16 protein-coding genes are annotated in these 18,699 nt (G+C 36.1%); 10 read left to right on the plus strand and 6 right to left on the minus strand.

What is annotated here, in order from left to right; genetic code table 11:
• The first annotated feature begins 48 nt into the window (after positions 1-48).
• Positions 49-1,557: a histidine ammonia-lyase gene (gene hutH, locus L1967_RS13210; RefSeq protein ID WP_249602030.1), complete on the plus strand. Its 1,509-nt coding sequence runs from the start codon at positions 49-51 to the stop codon at positions 1,555-1,557.
• Here the strand turns inward: hutH and L1967_RS13215 are convergent.
• The gene (locus L1967_RS13215) at positions 1,535-1,915 is read right to left on the minus strand and encodes a hypothetical protein (RefSeq protein ID WP_249602031.1); all 381 of its coding nucleotides are present in this window, start codon (positions 1,913-1,915) and stop codon (positions 1,535-1,537) included. The genes hutH and L1967_RS13215 overlap by 23 nt on opposite strands.
• Positions 1,916-2,006: 91 nt before the next feature.
• A complete protein-coding gene (locus L1967_RS13220) occupies positions 2,007-4,595 on the minus strand; it encodes an ATP-dependent Clp protease ATP-binding subunit (RefSeq protein ID WP_249602032.1) in 2,589 nt (862 codons plus the stop codon).
• Positions 4,596-4,843: 248 nt separating this feature from the next.
• Between L1967_RS13220 and gyrA the strand changes: the two genes are divergently transcribed.
• Together gyrA and L1967_RS13230 are read left to right on the plus strand one after the other, a co-directional pair.
• Positions 4,844-7,384, plus strand: a complete 2,541-nt coding sequence (gyrA, locus tag L1967_RS13225) for a DNA gyrase subunit A (RefSeq protein WP_249602033.1) — start codon at positions 4,844-4,846, stop codon at positions 7,382-7,384.
• Positions 7,385-7,406: 22 nt separating this feature from the next.
• Positions 7,407-8,648 carry a tetratricopeptide repeat protein gene (locus tag L1967_RS13230; protein ID WP_249602034.1) on the plus strand — a complete coding sequence of 414 codons (1,242 nt, stop codon included), beginning with the start codon at positions 7,407-7,409 and terminating at the stop codon, positions 8,646-8,648.
• Between the two features lie 88 nt (positions 8,649-8,736).
• Here L1967_RS13230 and L1967_RS13235 read toward each other — a convergent pair whose 3' ends face one another.
• Positions 8,737-9,486, minus strand: coding sequence for a C40 family peptidase (locus L1967_RS13235; RefSeq protein WP_249602035.1), 750 nt, complete (start codon positions 9,484-9,486; stop codon positions 8,737-8,739).
• Positions 9,487-9,513: 27 nt separating this feature from the next.
• Entirely contained in the window at positions 9,514-10,692 is a 1,179-nt protein-coding gene (locus tag L1967_RS13240) for an acetyl-CoA C-acyltransferase (protein ID WP_249602036.1), read from the minus strand.
• A gap of 115 nt (positions 10,693-10,807) precedes the next feature.
• Between L1967_RS13240 and L1967_RS13245 the strand changes: the two genes are divergently transcribed.
• On the plus strand, positions 10,808-12,853 hold the full coding sequence (locus L1967_RS13245) for an HD family phosphohydrolase (protein WP_249602037.1): 2,046 nt from the start codon (positions 10,808-10,810) through the stop codon (positions 12,851-12,853).
• A 7-nt stretch (positions 12,854-12,860) separates the two neighbouring features.
• On the opposite strand, the gene L1967_RS13250 is transcribed toward L1967_RS13245, so the two are convergent.
• The gene (locus L1967_RS13250; protein ID WP_249602038.1) at positions 12,861-13,310 is read right to left on the minus strand and encodes a GreA/GreB family elongation factor; all 450 of its coding nucleotides are present in this window, start codon (positions 13,308-13,310) and stop codon (positions 12,861-12,863) included.
• Positions 13,311-13,505: 195 nt separating this feature from the next.
• Here L1967_RS13250 and L1967_RS13255 point away from each other — a divergent pair, with 195 nt between their 5' ends.
• Complete coding sequence (locus L1967_RS13255; RefSeq protein ID WP_249602039.1) at positions 13,506-14,168, plus strand: SatD family protein; 663 nt, start codon at positions 13,506-13,508, stop codon at positions 14,166-14,168.
• Complete coding sequence (locus L1967_RS13260) at positions 14,165-14,884, plus strand: DUF3307 domain-containing protein (RefSeq protein WP_249602040.1); 720 nt, start codon at positions 14,165-14,167, stop codon at positions 14,882-14,884. Before L1967_RS13255 ends, L1967_RS13260 begins: the two co-directional genes overlap by 4 nt.
• Here L1967_RS13260 and L1967_RS13265 read toward each other — a convergent pair.
• Positions 14,861-15,268 (minus strand): glyoxalase, encoded by a 408-nt coding sequence (locus tag L1967_RS13265; RefSeq protein WP_249602041.1) that lies wholly within the window; start codon positions 15,266-15,268, stop codon positions 14,861-14,863. The genes L1967_RS13260 and L1967_RS13265 overlap by 24 nt on opposite strands.
• A gap of 249 nt (positions 15,269-15,517) precedes the next feature.
• Here L1967_RS13265 and L1967_RS13270 point away from each other — a divergent pair, with 249 nt between their 5' ends.
• The 4 genes from L1967_RS13270 (at position 15,518) to L1967_RS13285 (ending at position 18,699) form a co-directional block, all read left to right on the plus strand.
• Positions 15,518-16,876 (plus strand): NAD-dependent succinate-semialdehyde dehydrogenase, encoded by a 1,359-nt coding sequence (locus L1967_RS13270; protein ID WP_249602042.1) that lies wholly within the window; start codon positions 15,518-15,520, stop codon positions 16,874-16,876.
• Between the two features lie 15 nt (positions 16,877-16,891).
• Positions 16,892-17,791, plus strand: coding sequence for a DUF72 domain-containing protein (locus L1967_RS13275; RefSeq protein ID WP_249602043.1), 900 nt, complete (start codon positions 16,892-16,894; stop codon positions 17,789-17,791).
• On the plus strand, positions 17,788-18,198 hold the full coding sequence (locus tag L1967_RS13280) for an NUDIX domain-containing protein (protein ID WP_249602044.1): 411 nt from the start codon (positions 17,788-17,790) through the stop codon (positions 18,196-18,198). The genes L1967_RS13275 and L1967_RS13280 overlap by 4 nt, the downstream gene beginning before the upstream one ends.
• A gap of 108 nt (positions 18,199-18,306) precedes the next feature.
• Positions 18,307-18,699 carry an acyl-CoA thioesterase gene (locus tag L1967_RS13285; RefSeq protein WP_249602045.1) on the plus strand — a complete coding sequence of 131 codons (393 nt, stop codon included), beginning with the start codon at positions 18,307-18,309 and terminating at the stop codon, positions 18,697-18,699.

Genomic DNA, 18,699 nt, shown 5'->3' on the forward strand with positions numbered 1-18,699 from the left:
TGCCTTATTGTTTTTAGCAAACGATTTCGAATACTTTAAAACTGATTAATGGAAGATACACATTATATCACCTCGGCAATTTTAGATTTGGATATCATCAGGGATATTATCGATAATAACATGAAGCTGGCTTTAAGTGAGGAAGCGCGTTTAAATATCACAAAATCCAGGACTTATTTAGACCAGAAAATTAAAGAAAGTGGTGTGCCTGTTTACGGTATTAATACTGGCTTTGGAGCATTGTGTAATGTGAAAATTACTTCGGAAAAATTAACTATTTTACAGGAAAATCTGGTAAAATCTCATGCTTGCGGAACAGGTGACAAAGTGAGTAAGCCTATTATACGCCTAATGCTTTTGCTGAAAATCCAGTCGTTAAGCTATGGAAATTCTGGTGTAGCATTAGAAACCACAGAGCGTTTAATCGATTTTTTTAATGAAGATATTTTGCCGGTGGTGTACGAACAGGGCTCTTTAGGCGCTTCTGGAGATTTAGCGCCATTAGCCCATTTGGCCTTGCCATTAATAGGCGAGGGGGAAGTATACTATAAAAATGAAATCGTTTCTGGGGCTTCAATTTTAGAAAGATATAACTGGAAACCTGTAAAACTACAATCTAAAGAAGGTCTGGCACTTTTAAACGGAACTCAGTTTATGAGTGCTCATGCCGTACATGGCTTAATTAAAGCCTATAAATTATCGTATTGTGCAGATTTTATAAGCGCGGTTTCTATGGATGCGTTCGATTGTAATTTATCTCCTTTTGATGAATTGGTACATCTGGTAAGACCGCACCGCGGACAGATAAAAACGGCTGAACGTATTCGAAATTTTTTAGCGGGTAGTGAGTTAGCGCAGCAGGAAAAAGAAAATGTACAGGATCCTTATTCGTTTAGATGTGTGCCTCAGGTTCACGGTGCTACAAAGGATACTTTGGCATTTGTGCATAAAACCGTGAAAACCGAAATCAATTCGGTTACCGATAATCCAAATATTTTTGTGAAGGCCGATAAAATAATTTCCGGAGGAAATTTTCATGGTCAGCCTTTAGCTTTGGCTATGGATTATCTGGCCATCGCCATGGCCGAATTGGCTAATATTTCTGAGAGAAGAACGTATCAATTGGTTTCGGGATTGCGAGGATTACCTAACTTTTTGGTAGAAAATCCAGGTTTAAATAGCGGATTTATGATTCCGCAATATACGGCAGCCAGTATTGTGAGCCAAAATAAGCAATTATGTATGCCGGCTTCAGTAGATTCTATTGTTTCTTCAAATGGACAGGAGGATCATGTGAGTATGGGGGCCAACGCTGCTACCAAATTAATTAGGGTAATGGAAAATGTGGATTCGGTGCTGGCTATCGAATTATTTAATGCTTCCCAGGGCTTACATTTTAGATCGCCGGCAAAGTCTTCAGAAAAAATAGAACAGGTATTAGCGAATTTTAGAGAAAAAGTACCGATCGTTACCGAAGATGTGATGATGGCACCATTAATTCAGCAATCAAAAATATTTTTAGAACATTTTATTATCAGGGAAGATTATTTGAATTAATAATTTGCATTGCTTCGCTGTATTCTGAAAAATGCAGGCACTGTACATTGGTGAAAATTTTTACAAACTTAAGATTTAATGCATCGATATATTGATCTGAAACCAGAATAACCCATTTTACATGTTTTTCAATAGTTTTTTTTTCAGACAGTAATATCATTGGATCGAATGAATATTTATCTTTAGGATGTATCCTTTTCACAACGATTCCTATTTTTTCACTTCTGTAGTGCTCTATTTTCAGTTTAAAACATTTATGGAATTCTTGTAGACCAAAATGAGATTCATGGAAAAGTTCAAATTGGATATAGGTTGGTGTTAGGGTTAATTGAAAGTCTTTAAATTTTATAAGATTCATTTTCGGAATTGAATTTAGATTTGGGACAGGCTAAAATAGGGAAAGCCCCACGAAACTGTGAGGCTTTTTATAGAATTTATATTTTATAGAATTATTTTTTAGACTCAGATTCTTCCTCGGTATTCTTGCCTTTTTTGACTTTTATAACCAGTTCATCTTCACCTTCTTTATAATCCATTTCAATTTTATCTCCTTCAGCTATTTTAGAATTAATGATCTCTTCAGCGAGAGCATCTTCAATATATTTCTGAATAGCACGGTTTAAAGGTCTGGCTCCATATTGTTTGTCAAAACCTTTTTCAGCAATAAAATCTTTAGCTTTTTCGCTCAATTTTAGTTCGTAACCAAGACCGCCAATTCTACCATATAATTTAGAAAGTTCGATATCGATAATTTTATGAATATCTTCTCTTTCTAATGCGTTGAAAACAATCACATCGTCAATCCTATTCAGGAATTCTGGAGCGAATGCTTTTTTAAGCGCATTTTGGATCACTCCGCGTGCATTATCATCGGCCTGTGCTCTTTGCGATTGTGTACCAAAACCAATACCCTGACCAAAGTCTTTGAGTTTTCTGGCTCCGATATTAGAGGTCATGATAATAATCGTATTTCTAAAATCGATTTTTCGACCTAGACTATCAGTTAAATATCCATCATCTAAAACCTGTAGTAACATATTGAAAACATCTGGATGCGCTTTCTCTACCTCGTCTAAAAGAATAACGGCATAAGGTTTTCTTCTTACTTTTTCGGTAAGCTGGCCACCTTCTTCATAACCTACATATCCCGGAGGTGCACCAATTAATCTTGATACGGCGAATTTTTCCATGTATTCGCTCATATCAATTCTAATTAATGTGTCTTCATTATCAAAAAGCTCACGGGCCAGTACTTTAGCTAACTGTGTTTTACCAACACCAGTCTGCCCTAAGAAGATAAAGGAACCAATCGGTTTATTTGGATCTTTAAGTCCGGCACGGTTACGTTGTATGGCTTTTACCACTTTTGCTACTGCATCGTCCTGACCAATAACTTTTCCTTTGATTTTATTAGGAAGTTCTACCAGTTTATTCGACTCGGTTTGAGCAATACGGTTTACCGGAACCCCTGTCATCATAGAAACAACATCGGCAACGCTATCTTCGTTTACAATTTCTTTATGTTTCTTTGATTCTTCTTCCCAACGCTCCTGAGCAATCGCTAATTCCTTTTCAAGATTTTTTTCATCGTCCCTTAATTTAGCCGCTTCTTCGTATTTCTGTTTCTTAACAACAGTATTTTTCTTTTCGCGTACTTCTTCTAATTTACGCTCAAGATCAAGAATTTGTTTCGGCACATCAATATTAGTGATATGTACACGGGATCCTGCTTCATCTAAAGCATCTATAGCTTTATCTGGAAGGAATCTATCGGTCATATAACGATTGGTTAACTTTACACAGGCTTCAATAGCTTCTGCGGTGTATTCTACGTTATGATGATCTTCGTACTTATCTTTAATATTATTAAGAATTTCTATAGTTTCTTCAACTGAAGTTGGCTCGACAATCACTTTTTGGAAACGTCGCTCTAAAGCTCCGTCTTTTTCGATATACTGGCGATACTCATCTAAAGTTGTGGCACCAATACATTGAATTTCTCCTCTTGCCAATGCGGGCTTAAACATATTGCTGGCATCTAAACTGCCGGTTGCGCCACCTGCACCAACTATGGTATGAATTTCGTCTATAAAAAGAATAATATCGTCATTTTTCTCAAGTTCGTTCATTACCGCTTTCATGCGCTCTTCAAACTGCCCACGATATTTTGTACCGGCAACTAAACTTGCAAGATCCAGGGTAACTACGCGCTTGTCAAATAGAATTCTTGACACTTTACGCTTTACGATCCTTAAGGCAAGACCTTCTGCAATTGCAGATTTACCAACTCCTGGTTCTCCTATTAATAACGGGTTATTTTTCTTACGTCTACTAAGAATTTGGGAAACTCGCTCAATTTCTTTTTCCCTACCTACCACAGGGTCCAGTTTATCAGCTTCTGCCATTGCTGTTAAATCACGACCAAAATTATCTAAAACCGGGGTTTTGGATTTTTTATTTGATTTACCTGCAGCTCCGCCGCTACCTGTAGCACCTGTTCCACTAAAAGGATTATCTTTTGTAGCATCATCTGTACCATCTTCATCAGAGAATGAATCGGCTGAAGGTCCCTGTGTATAATCTGTATCGTCGTTTGCGATCATAAATTTAAATTGATCTTTTACCCCATCATAATCAATCTTAAGCTTATTAAGTAATTTAGTGGTGGGATCGTTTTCATTTCTTAAAATACACAATAACAGGTGCGCCGTATTAATATTTGGACTCTGAAATAATTTAGCCTCCAAAAACGTTGTTTTAAGGGCACGTTCAGCCTGTCTTGTTAAATGCAGGTTCTTTTTCTCATTAGAAACTGCCGTCATATTTGGATTAGCAGGACTTAAAATCTCTACTTTTCTTCTTAAATGGCTTAAATCGATATCCAGAGCGTTTAGGATGTCTATGGCTTTCCCGTCACCGTCTCTCAATAATCCAAGCATCAAATGTTCAGTTCCAATAAAGTCATGGCCAAGTCTTAAAGCCTCTTCTTTACTGTACGCTATTACATCCTTTACCCTAGGTGAAAAATTATCATCCATGTTTTTTCCTTTCTCTACTATGTTAATTTTTATTCTGATTTAAGGCAAAAACTATACCTAAGCCCGAATATATAGCTAATTGACAAAAATACTTCCAAAAATCAAAATATAGCAGTGTTAACTTATCAACTTTGTCACAATAAAATTTTGTTAATAAAAACTGGGAAAACTCTTTCTTAAGAACCACGATACATACATAAAATATGTAAATTAGCCGGTTAGATTTGTGAACTAAACAATTTTGTAATATGGCTGAAGGAGAAAAGCTTATTCCTATCAACATTGAAGAAGAGATGAAATCGGCCTACATTGATTATTCAATGTCGGTCATTGTGTCACGTGCGTTGCCGGATGTTCGTGATGGTCTTAAGCCGGTGCATCGTAGAGTTTTATTTGGAATGTACGAATTAGGCGTACTTTCTAACAGAGCATATAAAAAGTCAGCAAGAATTGTAGGAGAGGTATTAGGTAAGTATCACCCGCATGGTGACTCATCTGTATACGATACCATGGTTAGAATGGCGCAGGAATGGAGTATGAGGTACATGCTTGTAGATGGCCAGGGTAACTTTGGATCTGTTGATGGTGATAGTCCCGCAGCAATGCGTTATACCGAGGCTAGAATGCGAAAAATCAGTGAGGATATGCTTGCTGATATCGATAAAGAAACAGTAGACACCCAACTAAACTTCGATGATTCATTAAATGAACCAGTTGTACTACCCACCCGAATTCCAAACTTATTGGTAAATGGTGCTAGTGGTATTGCCGTGGGTATGGCTACGAATATGGCGCCTCATAATTTAACTGAGGTTATTGATGGTACAGTAGCTTATATCGAGAATCATGATATCGAAATTGATGAGCTAATGCAACACATCAAAGCACCAGATTTTCCTACTGGAGGGATCATTTATGGTTATGACGGTGTTCGTGAAGCCTTTAAAACAGGTAGAGGGCGTATTGTAATGCGCGCAAAAAGTTCTCTTGAAGAAGTAAATGGTAGAGAATGTATCGTCGTTACTGAAATTCCATATCAGGTTAATAAAGCCGATATGATTAAAAAGACGGCAGATCTTATTAATGATAAAAAGATCGAAGGGATTAGTCTTATTAGAGATGAATCAGACCGTCATGGGATGCGTATCGTTTATCAGTTAAAACGTGACGCGATCCCAAATATCGTTTTAAACACCTTGTTTAAGCATACGGCATTACAGTCTTCTTTTAGTGTAAATAATATTGCGCTTGTAAAGGGAAGACCTGAAATGTTGAATCTTAAGGATATTATCTATCATTTTGTTGAACATAGGCATGAAGTTGTAGTTCGTAGAACAGAATTCGAATTAAAGAAAGCTGAAGATAGAGCGCATATCCTAGAAGGATTAATTATTGCTTCAGATAATATTGACGAAGTAATAGCCCTTATCCGTTCTTCTAATAATGCTGAAGAAGCCCGCCAAAAATTAATAGATAGATTTGAACTGTCTGAATTACAGGCAAGAGCTATCGTAGAAATGCGATTAAGACAGCTTACCGGACTGGAACAAGATAAATTAAGAGCTGAATACGACGAAATATTAGAGACCATTAAAGACCTTAAAGACATTTTGGCACGTAAAGAGCGTAGAATGCAGGTTATTAAGGACGAATTGCTGGAAGTAAAAGAAAAGTATGGTGACGGTAGACGTTCTACTATCGAGTATGCTGGTGGTGATCTTAGTATCGAAGATATGATCCCAGATGAAAGAGTGATTATCACTATTTCTCATGCTGGATACATTAAGAGAACTTCTTTAAACGAATATAAAAGACAAAATAGAGGAGGAGTAGGCCAAAAAGGATCGAATACAAGAAACGAAGACTTCCTGGAATATTTATTCTCTGGTACCAATCACCAGTACATGCTATTCTTCACCCAAAAAGGAAAATGTTTTTGGATGAGGGTTTATGAAATTCCAGAGGGTAGTAAATCATCTAAAGGAAGAGCAATCCAAAACCTAATTAATATAGAACCAGACGATCGCGTTAAAGCATTTATCTGTACACAAGACCTCAAAGATGAGGAATATGTCAACAATCATTTTGTGATCATGGCCACTAAAAAAGGTCAGGTGAAAAAAACTGCGTTAGAACAATATTCTCGTCCTAGAACAAATGGTATTAATGCAATCACTATTAAGGAAGATGATGAACTGCTGGAAGCTAAACTTACTACAGGTGATAGTCAGGTAATGTTAGCTGTAAAAAGTGGTAAGGCCATTCGATTTGAAGAAAGTAAAACAAGACCTATGGGAAGAAATGCTTCAGGGGTGCGAGGTATTACTTTGGCCGATGATAATGATGAAGTTGTAGGAATGGTTTCTGTAGATGATATGGAATCCAATATTCTTGTAGTTTCTGAAAATGGATATGGAAAACGCTCTAGTCTAGAAGATTATCGTATTACTAATCGTGGCGGAAAAGGAGTAAAAACAATTTCTATCACGGAAAAGACAGGAAATCTTGTAGCCATTAAAAACGTTACAGACGAAGATGATTTAATGATCATCAATAAATCTGGAATTGCAATTCGTTTAGAAGTTAGTGATCTTCGTGTAATGGGAAGGGCGACTCAGGGAGTACGCTTAATTAATTTGAAGGGTAAAGATTCTATCGCTGCTGTGGCAAAAGTTCTACATGAAGAAGATGAGATTGAAGCAGATGAAATCGAAGATGTAGAAAGCCCTGATAATGCGGGTGAAGCAGGAGATGGCACAGATATTGTTCAAAATGATTCAGAAGAATAAACTAAATTAATAAACCAATACAATGAAAAAGAATATTTTGACATTGTCGCTATTGTCTTTTATAGGTGTTTCTGCAATAGCACAAAAGGATGAAATCAAAAATGCTGAAGATTTTATTGAAGATGGTAATTTCGCTCAGGCTAAAACTGAATTAACAACGGCTGAAGGAAAACTATCTGAAGCTAACGACAAATGGAAAGAAAGATTCTATTTGGACAAAGCGAAGGCTTATTTAGGGGATGGAAAATCGACCTCTGTTGAAGACTTTAAAACTGCCGGGGAAGCTTATAAAAAAGCTATAGATATGGGTAGTGATGATGCAGAGCAAGGATTGGCCAATCTTAGAAATCAGATTGTGCAAAGTGCGATCGACGATCAGAATACCGAAAATTATAAGAGTGCAGCAAACAAATTGGTGGCTAGTTACGAATTAAATCAACAGGACACTATTTATCTTTATTATGCTGCCGCAAACTCTTTAAATGCACAGGATTATAATTCAGCTTTAAAGTATTACGAGCAACTTAAGGAATTAAACTACGATGGATCTTCAATTAGTTATACCGCTGTAAATACTGAAACTGGAGAAACTGAATCTTTTGGTTCAAAAGAACAAAGAGATATGATGGCAAAGTCAGATCAATACAGTGATCCTAAAGACGAAAAACAGCCATCTAAAAGAGGTGAGATTGCTAAAAATATTGCCTTAATCTATATTCAGGAAGGTGATAACGATAAGGCTATCGCAGCTATGGACGATGCTAAAGCCAATAATCCAGAGGACTTAGGTCTTTTACAGGCAGAAGCTAATATGTATTATCAAATGGGGGATAAAGCAAAATATAATGAGCTTATGAACGAGCTTGTTAAAAAGAACCCCAATGATGCGAACCTTTATTATAACTTAGGGGTTAGTACGGCAGAGCTAGGAGATCAGGAAAAAGCAGTTGAATATTACAAAAAAGCATTATCAATTGATCCTGATATGGATAATGCCCGTATGAATATTGCTGCGGTTATTCTTAGTAAAGAACGCGAAATTATCGATGAGATGAACGGACTGGGAATGAGCAAAAAAGATAACGAGCGTTATGAAGAATTATCTGAAAAGCGTAAAGATATCTATAGAGAAGCTATTCCTTATTTAGAGGCTATCGTAAAGAAAAATCCGGAGAATAAAGATGCAGTAAAAACCGCGATGAATATTTACACCCAAATTGGAGAAAATGAAAAAGCTGCTGAAATGAAAGCATTGCTTGAGTAATAGATAAAAGTTATCATGAAAAAGCCGCTGAATTGTTTTTCAGCGGCTTTTTTTATGCTAAGTATAACTATAAAACTTAGATTATTTATTAAATGATCTTTTTAATAACTCTTAGTTTGTGAGTATGCCTGCGTAATTCTGTATTAAATATACCGGAATGATCAATTCGGTCTATTCGTACTTTTTCATCTACGTGAATAATATAATTATCCTGCATCATTATGCCAACATGGTTGATGATCCCTTCATGATCATCAAAAAAAGCCAAATCACCTGCTTCACTTTCTTCAATAAAACTTAATGCCTCTCCTTGTTTTGCCTGCTCTGCAGCATTTCTTTTCAGCTTATATCCATTTAATTTATATACCATTTGGGTAAAACCACTGCAATCTATTCCTAATGGAGATTTACCACCCCATAAATGTGGACTATTCTGATAAAATAAGGCAGATTGAATAATATGCGCTTTGGGGAGCACTCCGGTTACCCTACTGCCATCGAATGTATGATTTAAATAAGTATTTACATTCAAAGACGCTCCAATGGGAACAGGAGTCAACTGCTGATTTTCATCGAAGATAAATTCGATTAAATCTGCTGATAATTCTGGATCCTGAGCCTCCAGATCTTCATAAACATTTTCCTCTATTTTTTTGATTTGTTTATTCTGAACCCAGGCTTCAAAAGCATCAAAAGCAACACGAATTTTACTCCATTTTGCACGTTCTTCAAGTATTTTAAAATGTTCTCCATAAAGAAGTTGTGAGATCATTTCGCTTTCATTAGATGGGGCAAAGCGAAGTGGCACAATGCTTAGAGGGCAAATACCGTATTGCATTAAAGACGTATATTTCTAATTTAAGGATTAATTTCTTTCGATTACCATGGCAGATGCACCACCTCCGCCATTGCAAATGGCAGCAGCGCCCAATTTAGCATTGTTTTGCTTAAGAACATTAATTAAAGTAATTAAAATTCTCACACCACTACATCCAAGAGGGTGCCCTAAAGAAACGGCACCACCGTTAACATTGGTTTTTTCATCAGACAATCCCAATATTTTCATATTGGCAAGTCCAACGACCGAGAAGGCTTCATTAAACTCAAAGTAATCTATTTCATCCTGAGTAACACCGGCTTTTGCTAAAGCTTTGGGTAGTGCTTTTGCGGGTGCGGTTGTAAACCATTTGGGTTCTTGTGCAGCATCGGCAAAACCTTTTATGGTACAAAGAATTTCTAAACCTAATTCTTTTGCTTTTGTTTTACTCATTAACACTACAGCTCCTGCGCCATCATTAATGGTAGAAGCGTTTGCAGCGGTTACGGTACCATCCTTTGAAAAAGCAGGTCTTAGACTCCTGATTTTGTCCATGCGCACATTTTTGTACTCTTCGTCTTCTTTAAAAATAACCGGATCACCTTTTCGCTGTGGTACTTCAACCGGAACGACTTCTTCATCAAATTTTCCGGCAGCCCATGCTGCAGCCGAGCGTTCGTATGATTTTATCGCAAAATTATCCTGATCTTCTCTTGAAAATTCATACTCATTGGCACAAAGATCGGCGCAAACTCCCATAGCATTTTTATCGTATGCATCTACCAGGCCATCTTTCTGCATCCCATCTTCCATACTGGCAGGCCCAAATTTCTGACCTTTACGAAGATGAATATAATGTGGGATCATACTCATATTTTCCATTCCGCCAGCCACAACGATACTGGCATCTCCCAGCATGATAGATTGTGCAGCCTGCATTACCGCTTTCATTCCGCTGGCACATACTTTATTAATAGTACTACAGGGAACACTGTCTGGAATTCCTGCACCTAAGGCGGCCTGTCTGGCAGGTGCCTGGCCATTACCTGCCTGTACCACATTCCCCATTAATACTTCTTCTACTAATTCTGGTTTCAGGTTTATTTTATCTAAGGCCCCTTTAATGGCGATAGATCCCAATTTTGTGGCTGGTATATCTGATAAGCTACCTAAAAAACTTCCTATTGGTGTTCTGGCAGCACTTACAATTACTACTTCATTATTCATAATTACGCAATTTAGCTATTCCTGTTTTGCGAATTTAGTGATTTTATCAGGAACTTGGCAAGACCTATTTAATGACCACTATTTTTTAGTACATTTGACGAATACTTCGACTTATATGGTGGATTTCGTAAACAAGCTATACAAAAATCAGGCGCTTTTTTACAAAGTTTTCTTATTCATACTAACGGCAGTTTTAATTGTTTATTTGCTGCCCAAGGGAGGGAAATTCAAATATGAAATCCCAAAAGGAAAACCATGGCAGCATGAGAGCTTATACGCCCCATTCGATTTTGCTATTTTAAAATCTGATGAAGAGCTAAAGCTGGAGCGGGAAGAAATTGCCGCTAATAATATTCCTTATTATGAATATGATCAGGATATTGCCGATCGTGTTAAGAAGCGTGCTTTACAGGAAATTAATGAAGTTTTTAGTGATAGTATTTTAGGAAATTACCGAAGCCTTATTACGAACTTTGTAACTTCCAGACTCGATGAAATTTACCGCTATGGTTTAGCTCAGGAAAATGAAAGTATGGAGCCTGGCGACCTTATCTACCTAAGAAAAGGAAATGAAGCCTTCGAGATCCCCTATAAAAATGTTTTTAAACAAGGGGAGATTAGAGATTATATTAACCAGAAGATCTATGATGCTAATTTAGACAGGTTTAGCAATGATCTTATGGAGGTATTCTTTAACAGTGTCTCGCCAAATATGTTTTATGATAATGAGTTTACCGAACGTGTACTGCAAAGTAAGCTCGATAATATTTCGTACACCCGTGGTAATATAGAACAGGGGAGCAGGGTAATTGCCAAAGGTGAAGTTGTAGAAGGAAATAAATATGATATTTTACGTTCGTTAAAGGCCGAATATGAATCCCAGGTTTGGAGTAAATCTAACTATAACTGGATTATTGTAGGCTACAGTGCTCTCGTGGCAATGGCCTTATTAATGCTCTTGCTCTTTATTCAAAAATACAGGCCAACGATTTTTGAGAATAACGTGAAGATTACATTTATATTCTTCAACATTATTTTTATGGTGATGTTAACCACTTTAGTGGTGAATTTTGATGTGAATTATGTGTATGTGGTACCGCTATGTATTCTTCCGCTTAGTTTAAAAGCATTTTTTGATGCACGTTTGGGGATGTTTACCCATGTGATTACCGTACTGCTTTTAGGCTTTATAGTGCCTAATAGTTATGAATATATGTTTCTCCAGATCATTGCGGGGATTGTTACAATTTTAACCATATCTGAATTATATAAAAGAGCTAATTTGTTTATTTCAGTAGGACAGATTACGCTGGTTTATATTATTTCTTATTTCGCATTTACTATTATTCAGGAGGGGACCATAGACGATATAAAATCTGAAGTTTTCCTAACGTTTTTACTTGGCGGACTGGCAACGCTTTTTGTTCAGCCACTTATTTACATTTATGAGAAAATTTTCGGGATGGTTTCAGATATGTCGCTCTTAGAACTTTCAGATACCAATAGTACTTTGTTAAAGGAACTATCAGAAAAAGCACCGGGAACGTTTCATCACTCATTAAATGTAGCTAACCTTGCCGAGGCTGCTGCCAACGAAATTAATGCCAATGCCATGCTGGTTAGGGTAGGAGCATTATATCATGACATCGGGAAAATGGAAAATCCTACATATTTTACCGAAAATCAGGTGTCATCGGTGAACTCTCATGATGATCTTGCTCCTCAGGAAAGCGCTCAAATTATCATAGATCATGTGATTAGGGGAATAGAAATTGCCCGTAAAAATAATTTACCAGATCGGGTGATCGATTTTATTCGTACCCATCATGGTACAAGTACTGTGTATTATTTCTTCATGAAAGCTAAAGAGGATGATGATGAAGTAAATCCAGATGATTTTAGATATCCGGGACCTATTCCTTTTAGTAAAGAAACGGCGATCTTAATGATGTGTGATAGTGTAGAAGCAGCAAGTAAAAGTTTAAAGGAGCCCACTTCCACGCTTATTGATGGTTTTGTAGAAAAAATCATTAATAAACAGATGGAAGAAGGCCAGTTTTTAAATGCTAATATTACCTTTAAGGAAATCCAGATGATAAAGAAAATTCTTAAGCGAAAACTTAAGAATATCTATCATTTAAGAATTGAGTATCCGGAATAATTTTATTCTATTCTATTCCGGTAATTTCATGCTCTTCGTCATTAAAGGTAAAGGTGTCTCCTGTTTTTTTACCTTCTAATTCTTTATAAATAGGGGCTTTTGTAGAAATTGCAAAGATTTTGCTTCCGTTTTCCATGCTAATTTCTCCAAGAGCTATAGCGATGAAGTAGTAATTTTTATTCGTTTCTACCACACTACCAAAACCAATTCTTTCATTTTTATAATCAGGGTCAATTTTACTAAGATCTTCTTTTTGCTCCTGGGCTTCACTTAAATAACCTGCATTTTTTTCAAAATCACTTAGCATTTCCCCTTTATTGTCTTCGTCATAATCGGTTTTAATATCATTATTTTCCATGGATTCTTTAATTTCATCCATACGGTTTTGATATTGATCGATTTTGTCATTAATCGCATCCAGACACTTTAAAAATAGCTCTTTCTTATTCGTTTTCATATTCATTTTTTTAGTTGTTACTTAAAAGTAAGTATCTGTTTTTGGCTGTGAGAAGAATTAGTAAAAGTTTAGTATGCAATTATGTTTGTATTTACATTACATAAGCTTTAAAACTTATAATTGTATTTTATAAGCTTAAAGACTTATTTTTTATTATTATTAGTTATTTGACTTATATTTTTTTATATTTGAAGTATGATCGCAGTACTAACAGCAGACTTAATTGATTCTTCAGGCTATGAACCTGCATTTTTAGAGCGGGTAATTGAAACGCTACAAATGCAGTTTGATTATTTTGAAGAAAAATTGGCTGAAAAAAAAGCTAATTTCAGTATTTATCGTGGTGATAGCCTTCAGGGGATTATAAATAGACCTGAAAAAGCATTACTATGTTCTTTTTTACTGAAAACAGCGTTGAATAAATTAGAATCCAATCAGTATTCGAATAGTATTAAAGCCGATTTGAAACTAGCGATAGGAATTGGGAGTTTTGATTTAAAACGTGATGAAATTTCTGAAAGCAATGGAGAAGCATTTCATTTTTCGGGCAGGACTTTAGATGAGATGAAATCGGGTTCCAGAAAATTGATGTTAAAAACGTCGAATCTGGATATTAATGCCGAATTTGATACCAGTCTAGCCCTTTTCGATTTTATTGCCGATCGTTGGAGTACCGCTTCAGCCGAGGTTATTTTTTATCTGCTTCAGGGATTAAAAGAAAAAGAAATAGCACAGATTGTAGGGATAAGCCAAAGTGCCGTTAACCAACGAAAAAAAACGGCAGGATGGGATCCTATTTCAGGATTATTAAAACGTTTTGAAGAAAAAATTTCAGCAACATTTAAAGGAAATCAATGATATTTCTACAACTTTTTTTAGCGCATATTCTTACCGATTTTGTATTTCAAACCTCAACATGGGTAAAACAGAAACAAAAGAAAAAATCAAAATCTATTTTCCTTTACATTCATGCCTTTTTAGCAGGTTTTTTATCGTATTTACTTTTAAGGGACTGGGATCAAATTCTTGTTCCAATTTTTATAAGTATCACCCATTTTGCAATAGACCTTTGGAAGCTAAACCAAAAAAAGGACAACCTTAAATACTTTTTATTAGATCAATTACTCCATATTGTAATGATCGTTTTGGCCTGTTTATATCTTAGTTCCAGCTTCGACCAAATTGGTCCTGTTTTTATTCAGTTATTAGATTCCAATCAATTTTTAACCATAGTTGTCGCTTACCTGTTAATAGTTTTTCCGGTTGGGTTTATCATAGGAAAAGCGACTGAAAAGTGGCATGACGAGATTTTAAAAAACACAAAAGAGCCGCTAAGCTTAAAAGCAGCGGGCCGTTATATTGGTATTTTTGAACGTATTTTAGTACTAACCTTTATTTTAACCGATAACTTTTCGGCCATAGGATTTTTAATCGCCGCGAAATCTATTTTACGATTTGCCGATAAGAATGAAGCAAGTGCCCGTAAACAAACAGAATATGTGCTTATCGGGACACTTATGAGTTTTTCAATCACGATAATTATAGGGCTTTTAGTACGCCATATCGCGTTCTAAAAGTTGTATATTATCCTGTATTCTCTGTTTCACTAAATTCATCATTCGTTTGTTTAAAGCTGAAGAATTTTCAATGTAAGTACAATATTCTTCAATCGTAAACTGGCCAATGACCATTCCCTTTAAACTATTCCGAAATTTGATATCACGCTGAATAGCATTTTCAATATAAATAATGCGTTTTTGGAGGCTAAGCTCATAAAATGCATTTTTATGCTTGGCAATGTAGTTCCTGAATGCTTCTACTAATAAATCATTTTGAAGTTTAACAATGGGCCTAAGCGTTCCGTTTTGGAACTTCTCGTCTGAACTCATGTTCTCTGAAATCTTAGCTGATGGGATTTCTGGCCTTAATTGGAGCAATTGATAATCACGTGGATTCATAATAAAGGCGTTTGTTCTAATTTAGGAATAAATAGGACGCTTTACCATCTACCAAAAATTAATTGTAAACTGGTTATAAACAATTAACAAATTTCTGAAACTATCTACACTATGAGATTCGATATTTTAAGTGATATATTTTGTAATTTAAAAGAGGTTTAACATTTATAAAGTCAGTTAAAATCCTCTTAATCGTTCTACTCGCAATTTGCTTCTTAGTACCTTTAATAAGAACAAAAAAATGATGTTATGATCACTTCAAAAAATCCTTATACCGGGGAAGTCATAGAAGAATTTAAAGAATATACTAAAGCAGAAGTTGATAATGCCATTCAAAAGGCATATGATCGCTTTAAAACCTGGCGAAAGCTAAGTTTTTCAGAAAAAAGCAAGCTTTTAAAAAACGCGGCGAAAGAATTACGTGATAATAAAAAAACTTATGCCGAAGATATTACTAAGGAGATGGGCAAACCTATTTCGCAGTCACTGGCAGAAATAGAAAAATGTGCCTGGGTTTGTGAATATTATGCTGAAAATGCCGAAAATCATCTGGCGAAAGAGATCATAGAAACCGATGCCCAAAAAAGTTATGTAAGCTATGAACCCATAGGTGTTGTTTTAGCAATTATGCCTTGGAATTATCCTTTTTGGCAGGTATTTAGATTTGCCGCGCCTGCACTTATGGCCGGGAATATAGGTTTATTAAAACATGCAAGTAATGTGATGCGTTCTGCAAATAATATCCAAAAAGTTTTTGAAAGAGCCGGTTTCCCTGAAGGATGTTTCCAAAATTTAGTAATATCAAGCAGTAAAATCGAGAATATTTTAAAAGATAAACGCGTAAAGGCTGTAACCCTTACCGGAAGTAAACCTGCCGGTAGTGCCGTTGCCGCAACCGCAGGAAGTGAAATTAAAAAATCTGTTTTAGAGCTTGGCGGGAGTAACGCACTGGTCGTTTTTAAAGATGCTAATATTGCTGAAACCGTTAAAACCTGCGTACAGGCAAGATTTCAAAATACCGGACAAAGTTGTATCGCCGGTAAACGTTTATTACTTCATGAAACTATTGAAGAAGAATTTATGGATGAATTTGTGAAGCAGGTAAGAGAATTAAAAAGTGGGGATACGATGGATGAAGATACATTTATAGGAACCCTGGCTCGTGAGGATCTTGCTGAAGATCTTGAAAAACAAATTCAGGATTCCGTAAAACAAGGAGCGAAAATCGTGTTAGGAGGAAAAAGAGACAAAACATATTTTGAACCAACCATTATCACAAAGGTAAAAAAAGGAATGCCCGTTTTTGATGAAGAAACTTTTGGACCGGCAATAGGGGTAACTACTTTTAAAGAAGATCAGGAAGCGATAGATCTCGTAAATTACTCTGATTTTGGATTAGGAGTTTCTATTTTTACCGAAGATTTTGAGTTTGCGGAGAAGATAGTACCAGAATTTGAAGATGGAGCTGTATTTGTAAACGAACTGGTGAAAAGCGATCCCAGGTTGCCTTTTGGGGGGACAAAAATCTCTGGATATGGCAGAGAACTTTCTTCGCACGGAATTCAGGAATTTGTAAATAGAAAGACCGTATATTTTAATAAATATTAATTTAAAAACACATCCATGAAATTTGGAAAGGTTGACGATCCGGGAAGCGTAGATTTTACGCTTCCTCCAGATCATCCTCAAACAAAAAAGGTGCTAAGCAACTATGCAGGTGCAACATTCGAAAATGTAAGAATTGGTTGTGCCAAATGGAACAGGCAGGATCTTAAGAATTTTTATCCAAGAGGTACCAAAGATGAACTCTCATACTACGCAACACAGTTTAACGCTATTGAGTTAAATGCTTCTTTTTACCGGATTTTTCCAGATACCCAATTTGAAACCTGGTATGGGAAAGCCACTGAAGATTTTCAGTTTTCGCCTAAAATCCCAAGGATTATTAGTCATATTAAACGCCTAAATGATACCGAAAGACTGGTAGACGATGTGGTTGCGAATATGCTTCCTTTAAAAGAGAAGTTAGGCTGTTGTTTTTTACAAATGCCAGATAATTTTATGCCTAAATGGATGGAACGATTAGAACCATTTTTTAAACATTGGCCAAAGGAAATTCCGCTGGCGGTAGAATTACGTCATACCGATTGGTACAATGATGAAAAAATCGCCAATCAATTAAACGAATTATTATTAAAATATGATTTGGCAAGCGTCATTGTAGATGCTGCCGGAAGAAGGGATTTGCTCCACATGCGCTTAACAAATGCCACGGCATTTATTAGGTATAACGGCGCAAATCACCCATCAGATTACGCAAGACTGGATGACTGGCTGGAAAGGATAGAAGCGTGGTACGAGCAGGGATTAAAGCAATTATACTTTTATGTTCATCAAAACCTGGAAGAAGCTTCACCTTTACTTTCCGCATATTTTATTGAGAAGTTCAATAAAAAATTTGGAACCGATATTGTAATTCCTAAAACAATTACACCTAAAAATAACCAATACAATTTATTATGAGAGCCGAGATAGCAGTAACGGTGGACAGTGTGATTTTATGCAAAAGTGAGGGCAAATTTAAGCTTGTTTTAGTTAAACGGAAAAACGAGCCCTTCAAAGATAAATGGGCGTTACCAGGTGGATTTGTAGAGCAAGAGGAGGATCTGGCCGATGCTGCCAAAAGAGAATTGCAAGAGGAAACTGGTTTAGTGGTAGATAGAAATGAGCAGATAGGCACCTTTGGTAAACCGGGAAGGGATCCAAGAGGCCGTACTATCTCCATAGTTTATCTAAGTTTAATTGATCGTGAAGAAGCACTTAAGGCTGCTGATGATGCTGCTGAAGCCGCATGGTTTGATATTGATAATTTACCAGAACTAGCTTTTGATCATTCTAAAATAGTAGAAAAATCGTATCAATATTTATAATGTCATAAAAGCCAGTTTTTGGTATATAATATATTTATTTCATCATTACATTTCAGAATTGACTGCTGTTTTTTGACGGCTCATTTCTATTTAACTTTAAAATAAAAAATGAATTTTCACACAAGAAAGTGGATTAAACCACAGGACTTAAATCCAAACCGAACCCTTTTTGGTGGTGTTTTATTAGAGTGGATTGACGAAGAATGCGCACTCTATAGTATTATCCAACTAGAAAACCCTAAAACGGTAACCAAATATATGAGTGAGATCGATTTTCGAAGCTCAGCCAGAGAGGGTGATATTATTGAAATTGGTATCGAGGTTGTAAAATTTGGAACGGCATCTTTAACGCTAAAATGCGAAGTGCGAAATAAGATGACCAGAGAGACGATTATTACGGTAGATAAAATTGTAATGGTAGGGCTTGACGAAAACGGTAAACCAAAACCTCACGGAAAAACAAAAGTAGAGTTTGTAAAAGATCGTTTAGGTGATAAATAA

Origin of the sequence: Zunongwangia pacifica (assembly GCF_023499215.1) — a bacterium.
Classification (GTDB): Bacteria; Bacteroidota; Bacteroidia; order Flavobacteriales; family Flavobacteriaceae; genus Zunongwangia; species Zunongwangia pacifica.